At 69.4% G+C, this 23,969-nt stretch carries 20 protein-coding genes and 1 pseudogene; 10 read left to right on the top strand and 11 right to left on the bottom strand.

What is annotated here, in order from left to right:
* Positions 1 to 122 precede the first annotated feature (122 nt).
* The 3 genes from B2515_RS04900 (at position 123) to B2515_RS04890 (ending at position 1,051) form a co-directional block, all read left to right on the top strand.
* On the top strand, positions 123 to 488 hold the full coding sequence (locus B2515_RS04900; RefSeq protein WP_293874396.1) for a hypothetical protein: 366 nt from the start codon (positions 123 to 125) through the stop codon (positions 486 to 488).
* A 122-nt stretch (positions 489 to 610) separates the two neighbouring features.
* Complete coding sequence (gene rpsU / locus B2515_RS04895) at positions 611 to 811, top strand: 30S ribosomal protein S21 (protein ID WP_293874394.1); 201 nt, start codon at positions 611 to 613, stop codon at positions 809 to 811.
* A gap of 36 nt (positions 812 to 847) precedes the next feature.
* Positions 848 to 1,051, top strand: coding sequence for a DUF5818 domain-containing protein (locus B2515_RS04890; RefSeq protein ID WP_293874392.1), 204 nt, complete (start codon positions 848 to 850; stop codon positions 1,049 to 1,051).
* A gap of 28 nt (positions 1,052 to 1,079) precedes the next feature.
* On the opposite strand, the gene B2515_RS04885 is transcribed toward B2515_RS04890, so the two are convergent.
* The gene (locus B2515_RS04885) at positions 1,080 to 1,880 is read right to left on the bottom strand and encodes a SirB1 family protein (protein ID WP_293874390.1); all 801 of its coding nucleotides are present in this window, start codon (positions 1,878 to 1,880) and stop codon (positions 1,080 to 1,082) included.
* Positions 1,881 to 1,967: 87 nt separating this feature from the next.
* Here B2515_RS04885 and B2515_RS04880 point away from each other — a divergent pair, with 87 nt between their 5' ends.
* Both B2515_RS04880 and B2515_RS04875 read left to right on the top strand, forming a co-directional pair.
* Entirely contained in the window at positions 1,968 to 2,330 is a 363-nt protein-coding gene (locus B2515_RS04880; RefSeq protein ID WP_293874388.1) for a hypothetical protein, read from the top strand.
* A 121-nt stretch (positions 2,331 to 2,451) separates the two neighbouring features.
* Positions 2,452 to 3,078 carry a 3'-5' exonuclease gene (locus B2515_RS04875; protein WP_293874386.1) on the top strand — a complete coding sequence of 209 codons (627 nt, stop codon included), beginning with the start codon at positions 2,452 to 2,454 and terminating at the stop codon, positions 3,076 to 3,078.
* Here B2515_RS04875 and B2515_RS04870 read toward each other — a convergent pair.
* Positions 3,061 to 3,687 carry a glutathione S-transferase gene (locus tag B2515_RS04870; protein ID WP_293874383.1) on the bottom strand — a complete coding sequence of 209 codons (627 nt, stop codon included), beginning with the start codon at positions 3,685 to 3,687 and terminating at the stop codon, positions 3,061 to 3,063. The genes B2515_RS04875 and B2515_RS04870 overlap by 18 nt on opposite strands.
* 129 nt (positions 3,688 to 3,816) lie before the next feature.
* On the opposite strand from B2515_RS04870, the gene B2515_RS04865 reads away from it, so the two are divergent.
* A complete protein-coding gene (locus B2515_RS04865; RefSeq protein WP_293874380.1) occupies positions 3,817 to 5,145 on the top strand; it encodes an MFS transporter in 1,329 nt (442 codons plus the stop codon).
* Here the strand turns inward: B2515_RS04865 and B2515_RS04860 are convergent.
* A complete protein-coding gene (locus B2515_RS04860) occupies positions 5,103 to 5,855 on the bottom strand; it encodes a DeoR/GlpR family DNA-binding transcription regulator (RefSeq protein WP_293874377.1) in 753 nt (250 codons plus the stop codon). The genes B2515_RS04865 and B2515_RS04860 overlap by 43 nt on opposite strands.
* A 105-nt stretch (positions 5,856 to 5,960) precedes the next feature.
* Here B2515_RS04860 and B2515_RS04855 point away from each other — a divergent pair, with 105 nt between their 5' ends.
* Both B2515_RS04855 and B2515_RS04850 read left to right on the top strand, forming a co-directional pair.
* Entirely contained in the window at positions 5,961 to 7,997 is a 2,037-nt protein-coding gene (locus tag B2515_RS04855; protein ID WP_293874374.1) for a phosphocholine-specific phospholipase C, read from the top strand.
* Positions 7,994 to 9,007 (top strand): Ca2+-dependent phosphoinositide-specific phospholipase C, encoded by a 1,014-nt coding sequence (locus B2515_RS04850; RefSeq protein ID WP_293874371.1) that lies wholly within the window; start codon positions 7,994 to 7,996, stop codon positions 9,005 to 9,007. Before B2515_RS04855 ends, B2515_RS04850 begins: the two co-directional genes overlap by 4 nt.
* Positions 9,008 to 9,054: 47 nt before the next feature.
* Here the strand turns inward: B2515_RS04850 and B2515_RS04845 are convergent, their stop codons facing one another.
* Complete coding sequence (locus B2515_RS04845; RefSeq protein ID WP_293874368.1) at positions 9,055 to 11,889, bottom strand: TonB-dependent receptor; 2,835 nt, start codon at positions 11,887 to 11,889, stop codon at positions 9,055 to 9,057.
* Between the two features lie 196 nt (positions 11,890 to 12,085).
* Here B2515_RS04845 and B2515_RS04840 point away from each other — a divergent pair, with 196 nt between their 5' ends.
* Positions 12,086 to 13,309 carry a histidine-type phosphatase gene (locus B2515_RS04840; protein WP_293874365.1) on the top strand — a complete coding sequence of 408 codons (1,224 nt, stop codon included), beginning with the start codon at positions 12,086 to 12,088 and terminating at the stop codon, positions 13,307 to 13,309.
* A 35-nt stretch (positions 13,310 to 13,344) separates the two neighbouring features.
* Here the strand turns inward: B2515_RS04840 and B2515_RS04835 are convergent, their stop codons facing one another.
* The 5 genes from B2515_RS04835 to B2515_RS04815 all read right to left on the bottom strand — a co-directional run bounded on the left by B2515_RS04835 (position 13,345) and on the right by B2515_RS04815 (position 19,996).
* On the bottom strand, positions 13,345 to 14,184 hold the full coding sequence (locus B2515_RS04835; RefSeq protein WP_293874362.1) for an SDR family NAD(P)-dependent oxidoreductase: 840 nt from the start codon (positions 14,182 to 14,184) through the stop codon (positions 13,345 to 13,347).
* A gap of 22 nt (positions 14,185 to 14,206) precedes the next feature.
* The gene (locus B2515_RS04830) at positions 14,207 to 15,271 is read right to left on the bottom strand and encodes an alpha/beta fold hydrolase (protein ID WP_293874360.1); all 1,065 of its coding nucleotides are present in this window, start codon (positions 15,269 to 15,271) and stop codon (positions 14,207 to 14,209) included.
* Positions 15,272 to 15,275: 4 nt separating this feature from the next.
* Positions 15,276 to 15,812 (bottom strand): 2,4'-dihydroxyacetophenone dioxygenase family protein, encoded by a 537-nt coding sequence (locus tag B2515_RS04825; protein WP_293874358.1) that lies wholly within the window; start codon positions 15,810 to 15,812, stop codon positions 15,276 to 15,278.
* Positions 15,813 to 15,850: 38 nt separating this feature from the next.
* Positions 15,851 to 16,933: a zinc-binding dehydrogenase gene (locus B2515_RS04820; protein WP_293874356.1), complete on the bottom strand. Its 1,083-nt coding sequence runs from the start codon at positions 16,931 to 16,933 to the stop codon at positions 15,851 to 15,853.
* A gap of 117 nt (positions 16,934 to 17,050) precedes the next feature.
* The gene (locus B2515_RS04815; RefSeq protein WP_293874354.1) at positions 17,051 to 19,996 is read right to left on the bottom strand and encodes a TonB-dependent receptor; all 2,946 of its coding nucleotides are present in this window, start codon (positions 19,994 to 19,996) and stop codon (positions 17,051 to 17,053) included.
* Between the two features lie 332 nt (positions 19,997 to 20,328).
* Between B2515_RS04815 and B2515_RS04810 the strand changes: the two genes are divergently transcribed.
* Entirely contained in the window at positions 20,329 to 21,399 is a 1,071-nt protein-coding gene (locus B2515_RS04810) for an AraC family transcriptional regulator (protein ID WP_293874352.1), read from the top strand.
* A gap of 21 nt (positions 21,400 to 21,420) precedes the next feature.
* Here B2515_RS04810 and B2515_RS04805 read toward each other — a convergent pair whose 3' ends face one another.
* A complete protein-coding gene (locus B2515_RS04805) occupies positions 21,421 to 22,602 on the bottom strand; it encodes a M24 family metallopeptidase (RefSeq protein ID WP_293874349.1) in 1,182 nt (393 codons plus the stop codon).
* Positions 22,603 to 22,690: 88 nt separating this feature from the next.
* Positions 22,691 to 23,812: pseudogene (locus B2515_RS04800) on the bottom strand (IS3 family transposase).
* Positions 23,813 to 23,969: the final 157 nt, after the last annotated feature.

Raw genomic sequence — 23,969 nt, 5'->3', positions numbered from 1 at the left:
GATCCACTCCCCTCGTCCGCTCCGGCCCGCAACCGCGATGACGCCCTTTTTTACGATCGTCGCGCCCGCAACCGGCGCCGGCGCGTTGTCATGGCTCCTTATCGAACGGGATCCGACCTGACATGACGCATGAAAAGCTCGACCCCGACTTCGCCGATCTGCCTCCGGTCGAGCGCGCAGAGATCGAGGGCCTGTCCGGAATCGGCCTGCATCATGCGCCTCCGGTCGGGGAGCGATCGGGGGACGCGTCGTTCCGGCATCCCGAAGAGGACGTGGCGGGTACGGTGTGGGAACCCGACTGGGAGCCGATCGAAACCTGTCCGGACGACACCGTCGTCATGCTCGACGACGGCGACCGCCAGATGCTCGGCCGGCGCGAGATGGGCCTGTGGATGGAGCTGACGAACGGCGAGGAGGTCGCGCGACCCGACTTTCTGCCGATGCTCTGGTCCTTTGCGCCCGAACAGGTTAAGTACGACCTGATGTGACGGGCAGGCCCGCGTACGATCGTCGTCAGGATGTCGTGCGGGGTCGCCCTTCAGCCTTTTCTTGGCAACCGAGCCGTCTGGCGGTAGGTGCCGCAGCCACCGATAGTCCGAGGCCGATTTCCATGTTGATTACCGTACGCGACAACAACGTCGATCAGGCGTTGCGCGCCCTGAAGAAGAAGCTGCAGCGCGAAGGCGTCTATCGTGAGATGAAGCTGCGCCGCCACTACGAAAAGCCGTCGGAAAAGCGTGCGCGCGAGCATGCCGCCGCGGTCAGCCGCGCCCGCAAGGCCGATCGCAAGCGCCTCGAGCGCGACCGCTGATCGCCTCCGCACGCTAGCGGCAGGATCGGGCGGCGCATGGCGGCCATCGGGACCCGGATCGACGAGACCGGCACCCTGATTCGCGATGGCGGCGCCTTCTACCTGCGCCGTGACGCGGGCGGTCGTTACCAGCTCGAGCTGCAGCGGACGCCGGTCGACCTCGTCGAAAAGCGGGTGAGGCTGGTCGGCACGTTGATCGATGCGGCGCGCGTCGACGCCGACGGAGTCGCGCCGGCATAACGCAGGCGGCGCGCGTACCGTGCTGCGCTCATCCGGCCGGCAGCGCGTCGAGGGTCGCCATGACGCGCGTGCGCAACGCCGGCTCGCGCGTGATCTCCAGCATCGCGCCGAGGCTTGCGCGCGCCGCGGCGACGTCATGGTCGACCAGTTCGAGCCGGGCGCGCTCCCACCACGCATGCGGATGGAAGGGCGCCATCGCCGTCATGCGAACGTAAAGCGCGAGCGCGCGGCGCCCCTGCCCCGCCTGCTCGGCGCGCGACGCCTGGTTCTGGAGCAGGCGGACCAGCACCGCCCGGTTCGGCATTGCCGCGACATGCGTCGCCGCCCGTCCCGCTCCGGCATAGGCGTCCAGCAGTGCCGCGAGCCGATCGGCACCGACGCGGACGCCGCCGGCGAACGGGTCGACGATCACCGGCGTCGCCTCCGCGCCGACGACGACCAGCACATGCCCCGGCACGTCGAGGACATCGGCACTCCAGCCGAGCCGCCGCGCCATCGCGACCCAGAGTATCGACAGGCTCACCGGCAGTCCGCGGCGGCGCTCCAGGACGCGGATGAGGTCGGCATTGGCAGGGTCGTCATAGGTCTCGGCATCGCCGGCGAACCCGAACATGCCGCCCAGCACCGCGGCGAGCGCATCGGCCCGCGCCGCCGCCGTTTCCGCATCGCCGCCGACCGCCTCGAGCCGCGTCGCCATCGCGTCCAGCAGGTCGCGGCAGGACGCCAGATCGGTGCCGGGGTGATCGAGCAGCGCCAGCGTCAGGGCGGCCTCGTCGAGGGCGATCTCCTCCTCGTCGATCAGGCCGAGGCGATTGAGGTCTTCATCCATGCCGCCTAGATGGGAAGCGTCGGCGCGTATGGAAAGCGCAGCCGCCGGTGCCCGGCGGGCACTCCCGATTCGAAGGTGGAAAGCATCATGAGCGGTTCGGCAGACGCATGGGACGGCGAGCGCGTCCGTACCTGGCTGGACAGCCGGTTGCAGGCGGCGCGGCTCGATCAGGCGGCCGCCGACCGGCGCGGCTATGCGGCAGCGGACGATTACGACAAGGCCGCCGCCGAGGAATGGGCCTGCCGCGCGCTCAGAACCGCCGACAGCGCCGACGATCGCGCGGCGTTCGCGGCACGGATCAAGGACCTGCTCGCCCGGGACGAATATCCGGCCACCGGCATCCACGACGACCGCCGCTTCGACCGCCACGTCCGCGCCCAACTCCGGAAGGTCGGCAAGATGACCAAGGCGAACGAAGGCTTCGCGAACAGGCTGCGATACCAGGACTGACGCCCGGCCGGTCGGACGCGGCACCGCGCGCACCCGACCGTTACCGCGACCGGGCCGCTTGGACAGCGCGCCGGCGGGGCTGTATGCGCCGGCGCATGGTCCCTCCCGCCCCCGTCCCGTCATGACCGCCACGCAGATCGCGGACGCGCCCGACTTCGTCGTCATCGACGTCGAAACCGCCTGTTCCCGGGTCAGCAGCATCTGCCAGATCGGAATCGTCGGGTTTCGCGATGGCCGTATCCAGTTCGAATATGAGACGCTGGTCGATCCGCGCGACCGGTTCAGCAGCTTCAACACCCGTATCCACGGCATCGCCGCGGCGCATGTCGTCGGGCGACCGTGCTTCGCCGAGGTGCATGAGGCGGTCTGCGGCCACCTGGCCGGCCGCATCACCGTCGCGCATTCCCATTTCGACAAGGGCGCCGTCGCCGCGGCCTGTCGCGTCCACGACCGGGCGATGGTCGACACGGTCTGGCTCGACAGCGTTCGGGTCGCGCGGCGCGCCTGGCCCGAACTGCCGAACCACAAGCTCAACGTCGTGTCCCGCCATCTCGGCATTCCGTTACAGCATCACGACGCCCTCAGCGATGCACGCGCCGCGGGGATGATCGTGGTCAAGGCAATCGACCATACCGGTCTGTCGCTGGCGGAATGGCTGACGCCCGTCACGCGCCGGCGACGCGCCCCGCCCCCGCCCCCGCCACCGGTGGCCAGCGACCCGGTCGCCGCGCTACCCGGGTCCGCCTGACGGCGGCGCGTCGGGCGACCAGGGAATCGCCCGCTGCATGATCCCGGCGAAGAGGTCCGAGGCGAGGTGGTGCGCGAGCCACGCCTGCAACCGCGCCAGCGACTGCGCGGCGAACCACGGCCGGTCGACCGCGGCGAACTGGCGGACGAACGGCAGGATCGCGGCATCCGTCAGCCCGCGCGAGGCGCCGCCCAACTGATCGGCCCCCGTCAGCCGCGCCTCGAGATCGCGCAGGAAACGGAGGCCCTCGGCGCGGTGCGCGCCGGGGTCCGAACCATGGCGATCGGGATATTTGTACCGGTCGAGATGATGCTTGAACATGCCGTCGTTGGCGGCGATCAGCGCCGCGTCGTCGCGTGCCAGCCAGCCTTCGGGGTCGCACGCGGCCAGCGCCCAGCGCATGATCGCCAGACTTTCGTCGATAACCGTTCCCGCGGCCGTCTGCAGCACGGGCACGGTGCCCTTGGGCGATGCCGCCAGCAATGCGGCCGGCTTGTTGGCGAGCCGCACCTCGCGGAGCGCGTAGCGGGTACGGCTCGCCGCCAGCGCCAGTCGTGCCCGCATCGCATAGGGGCAGCGGCGGAAACTGTAGAGGATGGGATCGGCCATCACGGCGCTATGCGCCGCCGCCCGCCCGCGCGATAGGCCGCGCATCGACGGGACTGCGCCCGCGAGCGCGCGGCCATACCCCACGCGCCGACCCCGGACTGCAACACTGCGCGCCTAAGGGCGGCTGCGATGACGCACCCCGCGCCCGCCTCGACGCCCAATTCGACGCCCAGTTCGACGCTTCGCCGACTCGCGCTGACCGAGGCGTGGGAGCGCTTCTCGCTCCATGGCGTGAAGGCGCTGCTGACGCTGTACCTGCTCACCGTGGTGCTGCCCGGCGGCGTCGAACGGGTCGTCGGGCTCGCGACGCTGCGCCGCGCGATCGAGGGCACGACCGGGACGGGCGGCGACCTCGCCTTCGCCTCGCAGGTGTACGGCCTGTACGGCGCGCTGACCTATCTCGCTTTACCCTTCGGCGGGATGCTCGCGGATCGGCTGCGCTCGCGCCGGGCGATCATCGTCGCCGGCGGCGTGCTGATGACCGCGGGGCATCTCTGCCTGATCTACCCTGCCGCGCTGCTCGCCGGGCTGGCGCTGCTGATCGTCGGCACCGGGTGCCTCAAGGGCAATCTGGCCGCCGCGGTCGGTGCGGCGCATCCGCCGGGCGATTCGCGCCGCGACCGCGCCTTCCTCGTCTATCTCGGCTTCCTCAACGTCGGCGCGATGCTCGGCCCGCTCGTCTGCGGGCTGATCGCCGCGCGGCTCGGCTTTTCCTATGCCTTCGGCGCCGTGGCGGCGGGGATGATCGTCGCGCTGGCCATCTTCCGCACCGTCCCGGCGACGCCCGCCGGCATGGCCGATCCCGCACCCGCCGGCGGCCGACCGGGCCTCGCGCGCGCCTGGCTGGCGGTGGTGTCGGTGACGCTGTGCTTCAGCGCCTACGAACAGCTCACCAACATCTTCCTCGTCTGGGCGGACGCGCATGTCGACCTCCATGTCGGCGGCTTCGCGGTGCCGCCGGCGTGGTTCGCCGCGGCGGACGGGCTGTTCACGATCCTGCTGGTCGTCGCCGGCGCCCTTGGCTGGCCGCGGCTGGCGCACCGGGGGTGGGAGCCGCCCGCCACCGCGAAGCTCGCGCTCGGCTGCGTCGCGGTCGCGACCGGCTATGCGCTCACCGCGCTGCTCGCGCTGTCGGATGCGCGGCTCGGGCTGGCGGGGCCGGTCGTCGTCGTGCTGCTGCTCGACATCGGCATCGTCCTCGCCTGGCCCGCCGCGCTCGCGCTCATCACCGCCGCCGCCCCGCGCGGCCGCGGCGGGATGATGGTCGGCATCTTCTATCTCCACGGCTTCGTCGCGCATCTGGTCGTCGGTCGCCTCGGCGCCGCTTATGCGACGATGCCTGCGTCGCGCTTCTGGCTGATCCATGTCGGCATCGCGACGGCGGGTGCGCTGGTCGCACTGCCGCTGCTGCGCCGTCAGGCGACGACCAGTTCGATCCCCGCCAGCGCCTTGCGATAATCCTCCGACGGGGCGGCATCGGTCACCAGCACGTCGACCGCGTCGAACCCGGCGACCCGGATCGTGCCATAGCGTCCGAACTTGGTCGCATCCGCCGCGACCAGCACCCGCGCCGATTGCGCGATCATCCGCCGGCACGTCGCCGCCTCGCCGACGTGATAGTCGGTGAAGCCGTGGTCCGGATGGATCGATTCGACCGACAGGATCGCGAGCGACGGCGTGAACAGCGCCAGATAGTCGAGCGCGGTCGGATCGAAGCAGGCGCGATAGTCGTAATCCAGCTCGCCGCCCGCCAGCAGCACGCGATTGCCCGCCCGCCCGCCCAGCTCGGCGGCGACCCCGATCGCGTTGGTGACGACGGTCAGCTCGCGATGGTCGCGCAGCGCGCGCGCGACATAATGGCCGGTCGTGCTGGCATCGAGGAACAGCGTCTGCCCGTCCGCCACGTAGCGCGCCGCGGCGGCGGCGATCCGCTGCTTCGCCACCGCATTGCGTTGCAGCCGCGTCGCGAACGACCCCTCCACCTCGACCCGGGCGAGGCGCACCGCGCCATGGCTGCGCACCACCGTCCCGTCCGCCTCGAGCACGCGCAACTCGCGCCGCACCGTCTCGTCGGACACGCCCAGCGCCAGCGCCAGTTCGGTGATGCCGTGCGCATCGCCCGCGCCCAGCCGTTCGACGATCGCATCCTGCCGGCGTTGGCGCTTCATCACGTGACCCGTCTCCCTCGCGCCGCGTGGTAGCAGCCCACGCCATCCGGTCAACAATCCCGCACTTTACACGCGAATGTCATCAATCTGCCGCAAGCAGACCGGATGCGAAGCCCCATCGTCCACCGCCGCGCTTTCGTCGCCGGCACCGCCCTGTCCACCGCCCTGTCCGCTGCCGCGCAGGCCACCGGCCGCGCCCCCCGCACACCGGCCGGCTCGCTCGCCGATGTCGAGCATGTCGTCATCCTGATGCAGGAGAACCGCTCCTTCGATCATTATTTCGGCTCGTTGCGCGGCGTCCGCGGGTTCGGCGATCCACGCCCCGCCACATCGCCCGCCGGCGCGAGCGTGTGGGAGCAGGCGCAGGACGCAAGCGAGGGCGGTGCGATCGTCCGCCCGTTCCGGCTCGACACGCGCGCAACCGGCGCGGGCTGCATGCAGGGCCTCGACCACAGCTGGAAGGGCAGCCACGCGCGCTGGCGCAACTGGGACGTGTGGGTGCCCGAAAAAGGCCCGTTCGCGATGGGCTACATGACCCGCGACGATCTGGCCTATTATTACGCGCTGGCCGACCAGTTCACGATCGGAGACGCCTATCACGCCTCCGTCCATGGCCCGACCGGGCCGAACCGCCTCTATCACTGGACCGGCACCAGCGGACTGACCGTGGGGCGCGAGGGCGCGTTCAACGTCACCAACGACGGCGTCGATCCCAATCCCGGTGCCGACATGGCAAAGGACGACGGCAGCGCCGGGCTCGGCTGGACGCCCTATGCCGCGCGGCTCGACGCCGCCGGGGTGACGTGGCGCGTCTATCAGGAATATGACAATTATTCGGACAACCCGCTGGGCTATTTCGCCGAATATCGCGGGCTCGACCCCGCCTCGCCCGCGTATGCCCGCGCCCGCGCCTGGGTACCGGGATCGACCGCGGCGAATGCCGACACGTCGCGCGGCGAGCACCTCGTCCGCGCCTTCGCCGCCGACGTCGCGGCGGACCGCCTGCCGCAGGTGTCGTGGATCGTCGCGCCGTTCCACATGTCCGAACATCCCGACGCGCCGCCCGCCTATGGCCAGGCGCTGACCGCCGCGCTGGTCGCCGCGCTCGGATCCAACCCGACGGTCTGGGCGAAGACCGCGTTCATCCTCAACTATGACGAGAATGACGGTTTCTTCGATCACATGACGCCGCCGCTGCCCGCGACGCTGCCCGGCATGGGCGCGAGCACCGTCGCGCTGCGCGGCGAGGTCCATGCGGGAGAGCCGGTCGGCCTCGGCGTGCGCGTGCCGCTGATCGTCGTGTCGCCGTGGACGCGCGGCGGCTGGGTGAATTCGCAGCTGTTCGACCACACCTCGGTGCTGCGCTTCCTCGAACGGCGCTTCGGCGTGATGGAGCCCAATATCAGCCCGTGGCGGCGCACAATCTGCGGCGACCTGACCTCGCTGTTCGACTTCGACGTCCCGCCCGACACGCGCCGCGACACCAGCTGGCTCGCCGCACTGCCCGCCGCGACCGGCTATGTCGCCGCCAGCGACGCCGCCTGCCGGCAGGCAAAGCCCAGGGTCGCGACCGCACCGCCGCCCGCGCGGCAGGAGCCCGGCACCCGCCCCGCCCGCGCATTGCCCTACGACCTCGACGTCGTGCCGGCGTGGGCGGGCGATACGCTGTCGCTCGCCTTCCACAATCGCGGCCCGCAGGGCGCGGTGTTCGTCGTCGCGGGCGCCGCCGACGACGGCAGCCCGCGCCATTACACGGTCGGCGCCGCGCGCAGCCTGACCGATCGCTGGCCCGCCCCGCGCCCACTCGCCGTCAGCGGCCCCAACGGCTTCCACCGCAGCATCGCCGGGGCAGCGCGGATCGAGAGCCGCATCGCCTTCGAGAGCGGGCGCACGGTCCTGCGCCTGCGCAATCGCGGCACCGCCGCCGCGGCGATCGCGATCCGTTCCGCCTATGCCGCGCCGGACGTCGATCGCATCACGCTTGCCGCAAACGCCCGCGCGACCATCACCCTCGCACGCCAGCCGGCGCACCGCTGGTACGACGTCACCGTCACCACCGGCGATTCGACGCACCGTCTCGCCGGCCATTGGGAAACCGGCGCGCCCGGCATCAGCGAACCCGCCCTGGGCGGTGCGGCATGACGCGCGCGCTCGCGCTCCTCGCGTTGCTCGCCACCTCGGCGACACCCGCGCCCACCTCGCGCCTCGATCAGGTGCAGCTGCTCGGCTCGCACAACAGCTATCGCCCCTATCCCTCACCCGCCGCCCGCGCGCGGATCGCCGCCGCGCTGCCCGCCGAATGGCCCGCGCTCGCTTATGGCCATCCCCCGCTCGAGGCGCAGCTCGCGCTCGGCCTGCGCCAGATCGAGCTCGACGTCGCGCCCGATCCCCGCGGCGGCGCCTATGCCGACGCCGATCGCGACACCCGCGCCGCGATGGCCGCGCCGGGCGCGAAGGTCCTCCACATCGCCGGCATCGATACCGAAACCCACTGCCCGACGTTCCGCGCCTGCCTGTCGGTGTTGCGCCGCTGGTCGGACGCGCATGCCGGCCACATGCCGCTGGTCGTGCTGGTCAACACCGGCGATGCGGGCGGCGCGCGGTTCGACGCCGCCGCGCTCGATGCGCTCGACGCCGACATCCACGCGACGATCGGCAGCGCGCGGCTGATCGCCCCCGATACCGTCCGCGGCACCGCCCCGACGCTGCGCGCCGCCGTCCGCGCGCATCGCTGGCCGACGCTGGCGCAGGCGGCGGGCCGCTTCCTGTTCGTGCTCGACGGCTCTTCGGCGCATGAGGACGCCTATCGCGCCGGCCATCCCGCACTCGCCGGCCGCGCGATGTTCGGCTTCTACGACGAAACCGCGCCGGAGGCCGCAATCTTCAACATCCAGGACCCGATTGTCGAGGGCGCCCGCATCCGCCGCCTCGTCCGCGCCGGTTTCCTCGTCCGCACCCGCGCCGATGCCGGGATGGCGGAGGTGCGCACCGGCGACCGGCGCCGGCTCGACGCCGCGGTCGCATCGGGCGCGCAATGGATCAGCACCGATGCCTATGACGGCATTCCCGATCCGGTCGGCTATGCCTATCGCGCCGCATTGCCCGGCGGCGCCGTCGCCCGCTGCGATCCGGCGACCGCGCGCTGCCGATGAAGAAAAGGGGGGCGCTTCCCGACCGGAAAGCGCCCCCGGGTCGCCGGTCAGAACCGGTAGGCGAGGTTCATCATGTAGACGCGGCCGGTCTCGACATAGCCGCCCTTGCGATCGTTCGACAGATAGGCCTGCCGCGCGCTCGTCGTCGCCCAGTAATTGTGCGCATCGAGCACGTTCTCGACCGAGACGCCCGCGGTCAGCCCGTCGCTGAAGACATAGGAGAGGACCGCATTCATCTTGGCCACCGGCTGGACATAGGTGTCCGGCCGGCTCGACCGCAGGTCGTACAGGCGGTTGCCGGTGTAATTGTAGTTCACCGCCGCCTGGATCGGGCCGCGCGCATAGAACAGTTCGGCATTGTACATCAGCCGCGGCGCCTGCGTCAGCCGCTGGTCGCGCATCTGGCCGTTGACCAGCACCCGCGCGCTCGCCCGCTGGACGGTGACGTTGCCGCTCAGCCCCAGCCCGTCGAACACGCCCGGCAGCCCCTTGAAGCTGTACCGTGCGGAGCCCTCGATGCCATAAACCTTGCCCTTGGCGCTGGTGTCGAGCGTCGAGACCTCGACCCCGTCGATCGACGTCGGCGTCGTCGGCGCCCAGACGTTGAGGTCGCCGCCGGCGTTGGTCGTGCCCGTCGCGAACAGCACGTGGTTCAGCCGCTTGTAGTAGAGGCCGAGCGAGAAGAAGTCGGTGCCGTCGCCCTTATATTCCGCCGATGCGTCGAAATTCCACGATTCCACCGCGTCGAGATTGGGGTTCGGAATGAACACTGAATCGATCTGGCCCGAATCGTTGCGCCCGATCTCCGTCGGCCCGAGCAGCAGGTCGAACGCGGGGCGCGAATAGCTCTTGCGAACCGAGGCGCGATACACCGTCCGGTCGTTCGGGCGCAGCGACGCGATCACGCTCGGCAGCCACTGGCTGTAGTTCCGGGCGCTGGTCACGAACGCGCGGCCCGTCCCCTGATCCTGCGAATAGGTCCCCTCGAACCGGTTGTATTCGTAGCGGACGCCCGGGATCACCGACAGGTCGCCAAAGGCGAGGTTGGCGAGCACATAGGTGCCGATCCGCTGTTCGCTGCCGTCCAGGCGGTTCTCGTCGAACAGCACCGGGTTCACACCCGGCAGCTTCGACAGCGACAGCCGGCGCACCTGCTCCTCGATATAGGCGGTGTCGAGCAACTTGATCGGCACCTGCGCGCCATGGTGCATAAAGCCGTTCAGCACCGTGCCCGGCGTGTCGGCGACGCTGGGGCCGGTCGCGGCATAGCGCGGCGAATTGGCGCCGTTCGCCAGCGGAAACGTATATTGCAGCGCGCCGTCGTCGCCCAAGCTGTTCGAATAGCGCTTCGATCCTTCCACCTTCGCGCCCGCCGACAGCGACACCAGCCCCTCGTCGGCCAGCTTCCAGTTGCCGTCGAACTGCCCTTCGAGACGGCGCTCCCACGCATTCTCGAACTGCGCGGTGACATACCATTGCTTGATCTTGGCAAGGTCGATCAGCGCCGCCTTGGCCCCGCTCGACAGCACCACCTGCGGCGTGGTGCGGTTGCCGATGCTGGTCACCAGCCGTTCGGTCGCGACGCCGGTGCCGGCCGCATTGACGTAAGGCGGCGTCGCAAAGCCCGACTGGATGCGCAGCGGATAATCCTGTTCGCCACGCGAATAGGCGACATGATAGTCGAAGGTCAGCGCGCCGGCGCGCGACTGCCCGCCGAGCTTGGTCGAGAACAACTGCTGGTTCGAATGTTCGGTGCGGTGATAGGCGGTCGCGGTCACGCCGTAATCGGCGCGGAAGCCTGCCGCGTCATAGCTGCCGCGCCCGCCCGGATTGGGGTTGACCTGCCCCGGCGCCAGATCGGTCTGGCGCAGCGCGGTCTGGTCCATGTAGCTCTTCAGCTTGTAGCGACCATAGGTCGTGCGCGAATACAGATCGAGATCCTCGCCCTTCCAGTCGAGGTTCAGCGTACCGCCGACGCGCTCGATCCGGTTGCGGAACACGTTCCACTGCACGCCGCGCGGCGCGATATTGTCCAGATTGTCGCGGATCATGCCGGGGATGGCGTTGTTATACTTTTCCCAGTCGTGCTGCATCGCGGTCGATTCGCCGAGGATGCTCTTCCGGCCGTAATAGGCCGAGGCATAGACGCCGATGTCGCCGAGGCGCTGCGCGGTCTCGACCTGCACGGTCCCGCCCCACGGATCCTGGTCGCGCGCCGCGGCGCGGCCCGCCACCTGACCCTGCGCACGGATCTGGACGTGATGTTCGGGCAGCGCGAAGGCCGATGCGGTGCGCAGGTCGATCACGCCCGCGATCGCATCGCCGTCGAGTGCCGCGGTCGGCGCCTTGTCGACGCGCACCTCGGCGAGCGCGAAGGGCGACAGCAGGTTCATCGAGATCGCGCGCGTCCGCGCATCGGTCTGCGCCAGCCGGACGCCGTCGAACATATAGGCGTTATAGGCATTGTCGAGGCCGCGGATCGACAGATACTGCGCCTCGCCCGTCCCGGCCGCGTTGCGCGACTGGTCGACCGCCGACGACAGGCCGGGCAGCCGGGTCAGCAGGTCGGCAAGGTTCTGCTGCGGCTGGGCGCGCAGTTCCTCGCCCGACACGATCGTCGCGAACGACTGGCTCTTCAGCTGGTCGTCCTGCGCGGTGGCGATCGCCCGGCGGCGACCGCTGACGACGATGTCGCCCTGCTCCGGGTCCTCGTCGGCGGTGACGGGACCGGCGGATGGCAGCACGGCGGCCACGACCGGATTGGCCACGGGATCGGTGACCGGATCGGCGGGCGCCGCCCATGCCGGGGCGCAGGCGAGCAGGCCGATCGCCGATGTGCACAGAAGATGGAGTGCGCGGACGCGCACGGTCGAAACGGTCATGAAGTCCCCCTGGATGCGGAAATGCGAGCCTTGCCGGCTCCGCTGCGACGGGCCGCTAGAGACGCCGCATGACAGGGTGATGACTATTTGAGTGTATTCTGATGATATCCGGGATCGACCGATGATTCTGGCGGTTTGGGATATATTTGTGTGCAAGTGTCATCAAAGCGTCGAATCGATGCGCCATCGCGCGACGATGACCCATCATCCGATCCTCCTGCGCGTCGCCGCGATCCTCGCGGCCGCCCTCTCGCCGGCCCCGTCCGCAGCCGCATCCGCGTCCACGCAGGCCGGGTCGGCGCTGGTGCTCGACAAGGCGGTCGTGCTGATGCGCCACGGGATACGCGCACCGCTCGACGGCGAGGTCCCCGCGGCGACGCGCACCGCGCAACCGTGGCCGCGCTGGCCGGTCGCCGAAAGCCGGCTGACCGATCGCGGCGCGCAGGCGATGGCGTTGCTCGGCACGTTCGACCGCCACCGCTGGTCGCGGCTGGGGCTGGTGCCGCGCACCGGTTGCCCGGCGGTGCGGATCCACGCCAACACCGCGGTCCGCACGATCGACAGCGGCGCCGCCTTCGCCCGCGGCTTCGCGCCGGGATGCGCGATCGCCGTTTCGCATCGCAACGCGCCCGATATCGATCCCCTCTTCGAACCGCTCCGCGCCGGCGCGACCGACTTCGACGCCGCGACGGCGGTCGCCGCGATCGAGCGCCATACGGACGGCGTCGACACGCTGGCCCGCCGCCATGCCGGCGCGATCCGCCTGCTCGACCGCGTCATGGGCTGCGGCGCGGCGGTTGCCTGCACCGACTGGGGGCCTTCCCGCGTGACGCCGTCGCGCGACGGCCGCGGCATCGATCTCGCCGGCCCGATCCGCGCGACCTCGGGCATCGCGCAGGTGCTGCTGCTGCAACAGGCCGAGGGCTTCCCGCGAGCGCAGGTCGGCTGGGGTCGCGCCGATCCCGCGACGGTGCGCCATCTCGGTGCGCTCCACGCCGCGCTGTTCGACGTCTTCACCCGTTCGCCCTACATGGCCGCGCACCAGTCCGCCGTCCTCGCACGCCACATGCTCGCCGCCCTCGCCGACCGCGACGGCCCCGCCCTCGACCTGCTCGTCGGCCACGACACCAACGTCACCGCGCTCGCCGCGACGCTGGGTGTCGATCTCGTCGCGCCCGGCTATGCCGCCAACGACGTCGCCCCCGGCGGCGCGATCGTCATCGAGCGGCTGCGCGACCGCCTATCGGGCGTCCGCTACGTCCGCCTCTTCTATCAGGCGCAGCCGCTCGCGGCGTTGCGCAGGCTCTCGCCGCAGGTCACGCTCGCCCCGCTCACGATGCGCGGATGCCCCCGCCTGTGCCCGCTATCGCGGTTCGATCGCCTCCTCCGCGCGCGCCTGGCGGTACCGCACGATCGCTAAGCCCCGCGCATGGCACGCCGGCGATCAGCTGTCTTTCATTGCCCTTGATTACCGGTCGTCGGCGTCGGAACGACGTCCGCGACCCGATACCGGCTTGCGGCCTGCGACGTGGAGACGCGGCCGGAGAGATTGCGGCGCATCGCGTCATAGGCGTCCCAGTCGCCGCCTTCCTCCAGCGCCGGGATGGTGACCACCTCGCCCGCGTCGAACCCCGCAAGGGCGGCATCGACCATCTCCTGCGCATCCATCACCATCCCGGCGGGCAGGTTGCTGTGCGGCAGGCCAGCGACGGTCCAGAAGTCGGTGGCGGTCGCGCCGGGCAGCACCGCCTGCACCCGCACGCCCTTGTCGGCCAGTTCGTGCTGCAGCGACTGCGTCAGCGCCAGCACATAGGCCTTCGACGCGCCGTAGACCCCGTTCAGCACCTCGATGGAGATCGCGACGGCGGATGCGATGTTGATGATCGCGCCCCGCCCCCTGGCGACGAAGCCGGGTGCCGCAGCATAGGTCAGCCGGGTCAGCGCCTTGACGTTCAGGTCGAGCATCGCGTCCATCGCGTCGACATCCGATTGCAGCAGCGGCGCGACCGCGCCCACGCCGGCGTTGTTGACCAGCAGGGTGATATCCTGCCGATCGCGCAGCATCGCTTCCACCGTGGCGAGCGCGGCGGGATCGTTAAGGTCCGCGACCAGCGTGTCGACCCGGCGTCCGGTCGCCGCCGCGAGCGTGCGCGCCATGCCGTCAAGACGCTCGAACGTCCGCGCGACGAGGATCAGGTCGTAGCCGCGCGCGGCGAGCCGATCGGCATAGATGGCGCCGATCCCGGAGGAAGCGCCCGTCACCATCGCGGTACCGGGATGCGTGTCGTGGGTCATGAATGTCTCCGGATGTGAGCGGTCAAAGGGTGGCGAGAAAGTCGAGCAGCGCGGCAGTGACCGGCGCGGGCTGCTCCTGCTGGATCCAGTGGCCGCACTGCGGGACGACGATCCGGCCGCGCAGGTCTGCGACCCGCTCCGGCGCGCGGCGGATCGCCTCCTGTGCCCAGATCGTCACGATATCGCGATCGCCGCCGATGTAGAGCGCCGGCACGGTGACCGGCCGATCCTGGAACGCGCCGAGTGTCTCCCAGTCGATCTCGCCATTGTGGTAATGGTTGAGCGGCCCCGCCAGCCCGCCATATTCGAGTTCGGCGACCGCATGGTCGAGCACCGCGGCGGTCAGCCACGCGGGCAGCGTCTCGGGCAGGTCGATGATCGCATCGATCGTGCCGGGACGCGGTATGCTCATCGCGGCACGGACGAAGTCGAGCAGAAACGGCGCCGGCAGGGCGGTGAGGTCGACCCCCGCGAGTTCGGGCGGCAACGGCCGGTCCGCCGACATCGAATAGAGCGCCGCGGTCAGCCAGCGGCGGATGTCCCGCTCCGCCTCGTGCGCGGCGACGCCGCCCGGCTGCGCGAAATATTCGTGGTAGAACATGCGGTCGGGCCCGGCGATGTCCGCCTGCACCGCATGCGGCCGCCGCTCGCCGAAGGGAGAGCCCGGCAATGCGGCGAGGCCGCGTCCGCCGAACGGCACGCTCATGCCCGCCACCGCGCGGAACACGTCGGGCCGGGTCCAGGCGGCGCTCCACGCGACGGTCGACCCCAGATCGTGGCCGACGATCACCGCCTGCGCCTCGCCCAGCGCCTGCACCACCGCGACGCAATCGGCGACCTGTTCGGTCATGCGATAGGCGGTCGGATCGGCCGGTTTCACCGAGCGGCCGTAGCCGCGCATGTCCATCGCCACCGCGCGATAGCCCGCCGCCGCCAGCGCCACCATCTGGTGGCGCCAGCTGTACCAGTTTTCGGGAAAGCCGTGGCACAGCAGGACCAGCGGCCCGGTGTCGCCGGCGCCGTGCACATGGATGCGGCGGCCGTCCGCGTAGAGCGTGCGGGACGCGAAATCGCCCGGTGCCGGCATGGCCTTATGCCGCCTCCGCGGTGCGGCGCGCGGTGCCGCCGGTGATATAGTCGACCGGGGCGCCGCCATTGGCCTGCGACCATTGTGCGGTCAGCGCCTGCACGGTGACCGCATCCAGCACCGAATGGAACTGCCCCTCGTCGGTGAAGCCGACATTGGCGCCGGTGACGATGAAGAGGACGTGCGTGTCCTCGGTATTCGTCTCCGGCACGGCGAAGGTGTGGATCGAGGAGGCCGGTTCGTAGAGATAGGAGCCCGGCACCTGCACCTGGTCGGGATATTCGGTGTAGAGCCAGCTGCCCTTGATCGTATAGCCGTGGACGCTGCCGGTATGCAGATGCGTCGGCAGCTTCGCGCCCGGCGCGAACACCCCGATCACGGTCCATATCCCCGCCTCGGGATCGACGTACAGCGGCTGGAAGCTGACGCCCGGTCCCGCCGCATCGCGCAGGATCGGAATGTCGTTGATGTTCAGGGTGAGCAGCCGGTCCTGCGGCAACGAAAAGACGGGTGCCCTGGCGGCAGCGGTCGTGACGGTCATGATGTCTCTCCGATCGAATGGGGTCTTGGGGATGCGGGTCACACGGTGATGACGACCTTGACGTCCTGTTCGGGATCGCGGAGCCGGTCGAACGCGTCCGGCACGCCGTCCAGCCCGACGTGGCCGGTGATGAGCGCCCCGACGTCCAGCTTGCCCGACACGATACCGGCAAGGGATTCCGCGAATTCCTGCGGCGAATAGGCGATGCAGAAGGCGAGATCGATTTCCTTCAGGATGCCGTAGGTCGGGTAGAAATGGTCCTGTTCCATGCACAGCCCGGCGACGACGACCTTCGAACAGGGCGGCGCGCCGGCGAGCACCTGCTGGATGACGCCGGGGACGCCGACGCATTCGAAGATCACCGCCTGACGGAAGGCATGGCCGGGAAACATCGGGGTCTGCCGGCCGACGCGGGACGGATCGGCGGCCGCCGCCACGGCGCGCCAGCTGTCGTAGGGCGACGTCTCGCGCGGATCGACGACGACGTCGGCGCCGAGCCGCTCCGCCATCCGGCGGCGGGTGGGCGAGAAGTCCGCCGCGACGATCGGGCCGATCCCGCGCATCTTCAGCACCGCGATCACCGCCAGTCCGATCGGTCCGCAACCGATCACGATCGGCACGTCGTCCCGGTCCAGCCGGCCGCGGTTGACGGCGTGCAGCGCCACCGACAGCGGCTCGGCGAGCGTCGCCATGTCGCTCGGCACGTCGTCCGGCACCGGGATCACCAGATCCTCGGTCAGCAGCATATATTCGGCGAAGCCGCCGGGCGTCTCGAACCCGCCGAAGCCCAGCGTGATCGGATAGTCGCGCAGCAGGAACGGCGCGGAGACGACGCGGGTGCCGACCGCCTGCGCCTTGCGCGTGCCGACGCCGTGATCGACGATCTCCGCGCAGAATTCGTGCCCCAGCACCACCGGCCGGGTGGGATCGTACAACTCGATCCCCGCCACCGCGCGGGCGCTTTCGATCAGCTTCGGGCCATGCGCGACGCAGTGGATATCGCTGCCGCAGATGCCGCAGGCCAGTGTCTTCACCAGCACCTCGCCGCGTCCCGGCGTCGGGATCGGCCCGCGCGACAGCGCGAGCGCGCCGTCCTGCATCACCACTGCCTGCATCGTCATGGTAACATCCTCTCCGGCGGGCATTTTCCCGCTTCCTGATGATGGGAAGGTGACAGATCGCTCGGCAGAAAACTTGCCTTGATGCGACCTTGATTTGTCTTTTGGCGACTTTTCCATCTAGAATTTGAAGCCGGCCGCGATCCCGTACTGGTGGGGTTCCAGCGTAAAGACGTTGGTAAACAGGCCGAGCGACTGGTCGCCCAGATACTGGCCGGTGATCGCATTGTTGTTGGTGAGGTTGCGGACGAAGCCGCGCAGGTAATAGCGTTCGTCCGCGAGGTTGAGCTGCACCTGCGCGTTGACGATCGCATAGCCGCTGACCCGGTCGGCGCGGTCGTTGAAGACCGAGGTGTACAGCTCGCTGGTATAGGCCAGATCGGCGCGCGGGACGATCTCGGCACCGCCCGATCCGACCGGAATGCGATATTGCGCGCCGACCGACACCTTGTAGCGCGGCGCCTGCGGCAGGCTGCGCCCGCGGATGTTGACCGGCACGCCCGCGCCCAGCACCTCGACCTGCCCGGCGGTGGCCGCCGATTGCGTGGCGAGGACCGAACAGACGCCATAGGCGCCCGTCGCGGTCAGGCCCGGGATGGCGACCGGGGCGGCCAGGCCGAGCGCGCCGTTGACCGCGCCGACGAAGCCGTTGACCGTTGCGGGCGTCCCGCCGTTGCGGGCCGCGACCGCGCAATTGGAGGCGTTGCTGAGGTCCTTGATGATGACGACGTCGCTGCGCCCGCCCGAGGGATCGCGGGCATCGGGAAAGAAGGTGTCGCCCTGCACCTTGCTGCGCAGGTAGCTGGCGTTGATGTTGACGACGAACCGCGGAACCGGCGTGACGATCGCCTCCAGCTCCGCGCCATAGATGGCGGCGTTGAGATTGTCGTTGATCGCGGTCTGCGCGACCGTGCGGCCGAGCTGGAGGTTGCGGTAGCGATAATAGAAGCCGGTCAGGTTGAGCCGCAGCTGGCCGCCGAGCACGCTGTTCTTCGACCCGATCTCGAACGCGTCGACGCTCTCGGGGGCGAAGGTCGCGCCGACGTTCACCTCGGGCGGCGCCGGCGGGTTGATCCCCCCGGATTTGTAGCCGCGCGCGTAGGAGGCGTAGAGCATGTTGCGGGACGTGAGCTGATATTCCAGCACCGCCCGGCCGGTGACCCGTCCGAACCGCGCGCGGTTGATCGCGAGCGGCTGGATTCCCGCCAGCGACGGATCGAAATCGACCGAGGTGAAATTATAGCCGTCCTGGATACGCTGCGCGCCGATCGGGGCGACGACGCTCAGGATCGTGGTGCGGGCGCCGAGATACTTTTCGTCGTGATTGTAGCGGGCGCCGACCGTCAGCTTGAACCCGTCGCCGAACGACCAATAGGTCTCGCCGAAGACGCCGTAGGATTTCAGCGTGAACAGTTCGCCGAGGTTGTTGAAGAAGGGCGAGATCAGATAGCTGTTGCCCGCGACGCCCGGCGTGGTCGCCGTCGCCGCCGATCCGAGCAGGCCCGATGCATAGTCGAGGCCGAAGGAACCGAAACTGTAGAAGCTGTTTTTGGTATTTGAATCGAAATAGATCGCGCCGGCGAGGAAGTTGAAGGGGCCGTCGAACGCACTGTCGACATGCACCTCCGCCGAATAGGTGCGCGAGTTGCGGCTGACGCGCTCATAGTCGAGGCTTTGCGGCGTGCAGCCGATACTCCTGCCACCGAACAGTCCGACGCCGCTGGGGTCGAGCGCGGACTGGCAGACGTTGCCGCCGGCGCCGTTGGGGATCAGCCGCGATCGCACCGCCCCGAGAAAGGCATAGGGCGAGCCCGGCCGCGCCAGCGTATCGAGCGCGACCAGCCCGGCGTTGCCGGCGAGCGGCCGTTGCGTGGAAAGGTACAGATCCGCCGTGGAGGCGAGCGTGTCGGAACTGTAGCCGCCGGTGACGGTCAGCGCGATCCTGCCGAGGTCCTGGCGCAGCTTCATCATATATTGCTGCTCGGTCGCGCGATAGGTCGGCGGGACGTCGGCATCGACCGTCCGCGGGTCGGCCGGATTCGACAGGCCGAGGTTGGGATCGCCGCCGTAGACGCTGCCCAGCGCGAAGGGGACGAGCGGCGGCGCCGCCAGCGTCAGGAATTCGCGGCTGGTCGCGATCGTGTTGATGAGCGCGTTGCCGTTGGGCACGTCGTTGCCCAGCCGGTCGGGCAGGCAGCCGAGGATTCCGGTCGGATCGCGATGGCACAATTGCTTCTGGACGCGCGCGCGGTCGTCCTTCTCGTGCGAATAATAGGCCATGACGTCGATCCGCGTGTTCGCGCCCGGCTGCCACGACACGGTGCCGCGCACGCCGTAGAGGTCGCGGCCATCGATATCGCGGCCGTCGAACAGATTGCGCGTGAAGCCGTCGCGTTTCAGATACGTGCCCGCGACGCGGACCGCGATCGTGTCCGACAGCGGCAGGTTGACCATGCCGCGCACGCGCTTCGAATCGAAATTGCCATATTCGACCTCGCCGGCCGCTCCGACCGCGGTAAAGTTCGGCCGTGCGGTGATGAAATTGACCACCCCCGATGTCGCGTTGCGTCCGAACAGCGTCCCCTGCGGGCCGCGCAGCACCTCGATCCGCTCCAGATCGAAGAATTCGGCGTCGAACATGCGCGTGTCCTGCAACGGCATGTCGTTGACATGGGCGGCGGTCGCCTGGTCGCAGGTGACGCCGACGCACAGGTCACCGATGCCGCGGATCGTAAAGCTGCCGCCGCTGAAATTGGTCTTGGTGAACGTCACCGACGGCAGCGTCTGCTGCAACGCCAGCGGATTGACGATCTGTTGCTGGGTCAGGGCTTCGGCGGTGAAGGCGGACACCGCGATCGGCACCTTCTGCAGGCCCTGCGACTGGCGCTGGGCGGTGACGATGATGTCGCCTTCGGTGATGCCCGTCGTCGCATCCGGCGTCGGGGGTGCGTCCTGCGCGCCGGCGGAAGCGGGCGCGGGCACGGGCGCCGTCTGCGCCTGCACCGCGGCCGGCAGCAGGATCAGCGCGGCCAGCACGCCATATGAGCAATTATGCCGATTGAGCATGTCGTCTCCCCCTTGTCGTTGTGCGAGTGTCGGTATCGATCTGCGGCCGGACGCGTACCGGGCGCGGCGCGCGTGCGCCTGCACCGCGGGCGGGCGACAGGGTTCGACGGGGGGCGACATCGTCCGACGCGACGGGACATGCGCGGATCGGCGGCGATCCTGCGGCTCCCCCCGCAGTGGCGCGCCGATGGACATCCGCGCGCGTGGCACGGGTCATCGATTGCATCTCTACACCCTCTCCGCCGGTTGTCGTCACCGGTCCGGTCCGATGATGACGCAACGCTGCCCGGGTGACTTGTCATAAGGCGATTATTGTTTATCTTTTCGCGACTATGGCCGACCTGATCGCCGGAACCGCGCTGCTGCACTTCGCCCCGCTCGTCAGGAGCCTCGGTGGCGATCCCGACCGGCTGATGCAGGCGCATGGCATCGATCCGGCGGCCGCCGGCGACGGCCGTCGCCTGATCTCCTACCGCGGGGTCGCCGCGGTGATCGGCGCGGCGACGACGGAGCTGCACCGGCAGGACTTCGGGCTGCTGCTCGCGGTGAAGCAGGGGATCGACATCCTCGGCCCGGTCGCCGTCCTGATCCGCAATGCGGAGACGGTATCGGGTGCGATCGACGGCGTGTGCCGCTATCTCCACCATTGCGCACCGCCCGATGTCGCGACGCTCAAGCGGGGCACGCACAGCGCCGTCTTCACCTATGACATCGCGCTGCGCCAGGTCGCGCACCGCGCGCAGATCATCGAGAAAAGCCTGGCGGTGACGTTGGGCGCGTTCCGGCTGATGATCGGCGACGACTTCCTGCCGCTGCGCATCACCATGCAGCACCAGCGCCTGTCCTCCCCCGAACGCTATCGCGCGTTCTTCGGCTGTCCGGTCGAATTCGGTGCGCCGGAAAACGCCTTTCACTTCGCCACGCACCTGCTCGAACAGCCGATCCGTGGCCGCGATGCCGCGGCGCTGGAACTGGCGGAAAACTATCTGGCGCAGAGCGGCCACGACCTCCCGCTGGTCGATTACGTGCGCGAGACGATCCATCGCCTGATGCGGCTGGGGCATGCGGCGCTGATCCCGACCGCCGATGCGATCGGGCTGCACCCGCGCGTACTGCAACGCCGGCTGGCGGAGGCGGGCATGCCGTTCGAGGCGATCCTCGACGATGTCCGCCGCGAACTGGCGTGGGAATTGTCCGCGACCGCGTTGCAGGTGTCGCAGATCTCGACGATGCTCGGCTATGCCGAACAGAGCAGCTATGCCCGCGCCTGCCGCCGCTGGCACGCCCTGTCGCCGCGACAGCTGATCCGCAACAGGCACGCCATGCCCGACGAGCGCGGCGCCGGTTCCGACGCAGCAGCGGTTACCGGACCGGCGGTGCCCGTCGCGGCGCCCCGGCCGTAGCCGCCGCAACGGCTGGCGAATCTAGTCGAACGGCCGGTCGATCGCGGGCTGCGGCGGGGTGAACCACGCCGCGCCGGTCGCGGTGACGTGGAAATGATCTTCCAGCCGCACGCCGAACCGGTCGGGCACGACGATCATCGGCTCGTTGGAAAAGCACATGCCCGGGGCCAGCAATGTCCGGTCGCCGCGCACGAGATAGGCGGGTTCGTGGATCGCCAGCCCGATGCCGTGGCCGGTCCGGTGCGGCAGCCCGGGCAGCCGATACTCCGGCCCCAGTCCATGCCGCTCCAGCACCACCCGCGCCGCGGCGTCGACCGCCTCGCACGGCACGCCCGGCGCCACCGCGGCAAAGGCGGCGGCCTGCGCCTCATGTTCGATACCCCAGATGTCGCGCACCTCCTGCGTCACCGTGCCGAAGGCATAGGTGCGCGTGATATCCGAATGATAGCCGTGCACGCGGCACCCGGTATCGATCAGCACCAGCTGGTTCTCCTCCAACAGCTGGTCGCCCGGCAGGCCATGGGGAAAGGCGGTTGCGCGCCCGAACTGGACCGCGCAGAAATAGGAGCCGCCGCCTCCGATCGCATGATGCGCCGCATCGATGAAGCGCACCACCTCGCTCGCGGCGATGCCCGGCCGCAGGATCGCCGCGGCGCGACGCTGTACGTCCAACGTCATTGCCTTCGCCGCGCCAAGGCAAGCCAGCTCGGCTGGCGACTTGACCATCCGGCAGCCGTCGATCGCCGCCGCCCCGTCGACCGGCGACACGCCCGCTCGGCGCAGCGCCTCGCCCCATCCGAACGGCAGCAGCGGATCGACCGCGACCGTCCCCATCCCGCGCGCCGCATCGGCGACCAGCGCGACCGGGCTGTCGTCCTCCTCCCAGAAGCGCAGATCCGCGGCAATGGTCAGGTCCGCCGCCAGCGTGCCGGCCTCGAACCGCGGGCATACGATGATCGGTTCGCCCGATACCGGCAGCAGCAGCGCGACCAGGCGTTCCGTCGCGCCCCATGGCACGCCGGTGAAATAGCGCAGGCTGGGGCCGGCCGGCACGAGCAGCGCATCCGCCCCCAGCGCGGCGGTCAGGCCGCGCGCCCTGTCCAGCCGGGCGCGATACTCCGGCATGCCGATCGCGGGCACGCCCGTCGCGGGCGGGCGGATGGCGGCGAGCTGCGCGGCGGCGTCCGAGGTACCAATGGTCATGAAAGCTCCTGTAAGCGCCGCCCGATACTAAACCGAAGCCAAGCTATCGGCTGCCTGGAAAACGGGAAGCGTGACCTGCTCCCCATTTTCAGGCTGTTGATAAGTTAGCTTCGGTGTCCTCATGCCCGTGGCTGGGGCGGTTCGTGAACTCGGCGGGTGCCATGCCACCGAGGCTGCTGTGCGGACGCACGGTGTTGTAGTCGGTCCGCCATGCCTCGATGATCCGTCTTGCTGCAGCCAGCGAGGGGAACAGGTGCTCGTTCAGGCACTCATCGCGCAAGCGACCATTGAACAATTCCACAAAGCCGTTCTGCTGCGGCTTGCCCGGAGCGATGTAATGCCACTCGACGCCGGTGTCCTGGCACCAAGTCAGAACGGCATGACTGGTCAGTTCGGTTGCGTTGTCGCTGACCACCATGCACGGCAGCCCGCGACGGTCGGCGATGGCGGCGAGTTCGCGGACGACACGCCGGCCTGACAGCGAGGTGTCGACGATGCATGCCAGGCATTCCCGGCTGTAATTGTCGATGACGTTGAGTACGCGGAACCGCCGGCCGCAGGCCAATGCATCCGACACGAAGTCGAGGCTCCAACGCTGGTTGCGTTCCTGCGGGATCGCTATCGGCGCCCGCGTGCCCAGCGCCCGTTTCCGGCCGCCGCGCCTGCGCACCGTCAGCCGCTCTTCGCGATACAGCCGGTACACCTTCTTCAGGTTCATGCCCCTCGCCTTCACGCCTGAGCAGGATTGCCAACCGGCGAGAGCCGAACCGGCGACGCTCGTTGGCGATCTCGCGCATCCGCTCGCGGACAGCATCGTGCTTCCCGCGAAGCGGCTCGTATTGCCATGCCGACCGATTGACCCCGATCAGCCTGCAGGCACGACGCTCGGAGAAACCGTGGTCGGCCATCAGCTTCTCCACCGCAGCGTAGCGATCCACAGCCCGGGTCAGTTTTTTCCCAGCAGATCCTTCAGCGCCGACACGTCCAGCATCGACTCCGCCAGGAGCTTCTTCAGCCGTCGGTTCTCGTCCTCCAGCGTCCGCAACCGCGCCGCCTCCGACGCGGTCATCCCGCCGTACTTCGACTTCCAGTTGTAAAACGTCTCGTCGCTGATGCCGTGCTTCCGGCACAGCTCGGCGGTCTTCACGCCAGCCTCGTGCTCACGCAGCACGCCTATGATCTGATCCTCGGTAAAACGGCCTCGCCGTATCGCTCGTCTCCATCTGACGAGCTAACTTACCAATCGCATGATTTTCGGGGAGCAGGTCAGTGTTCGCGGAGGAAGCATGTGCGCCAAACGCACAAAAGCCCCGGTCCGGTGGGACAGGGGCTTTTGTGATACCGTTGGTTGCGGGGACAGGATTTGA

The organism is Sphingomonas sp. UBA978 (genome assembly GCF_002292295.1).
In the GTDB taxonomy this organism is placed as follows: Bacteria; Pseudomonadota; Alphaproteobacteria; order Sphingomonadales; family Sphingomonadaceae; genus Sphingomonas.
The sequence above is the reverse complement of the archived record's forward strand: the minus strand, read 5'-3'. Positions and strand labels throughout refer to the sequence as shown.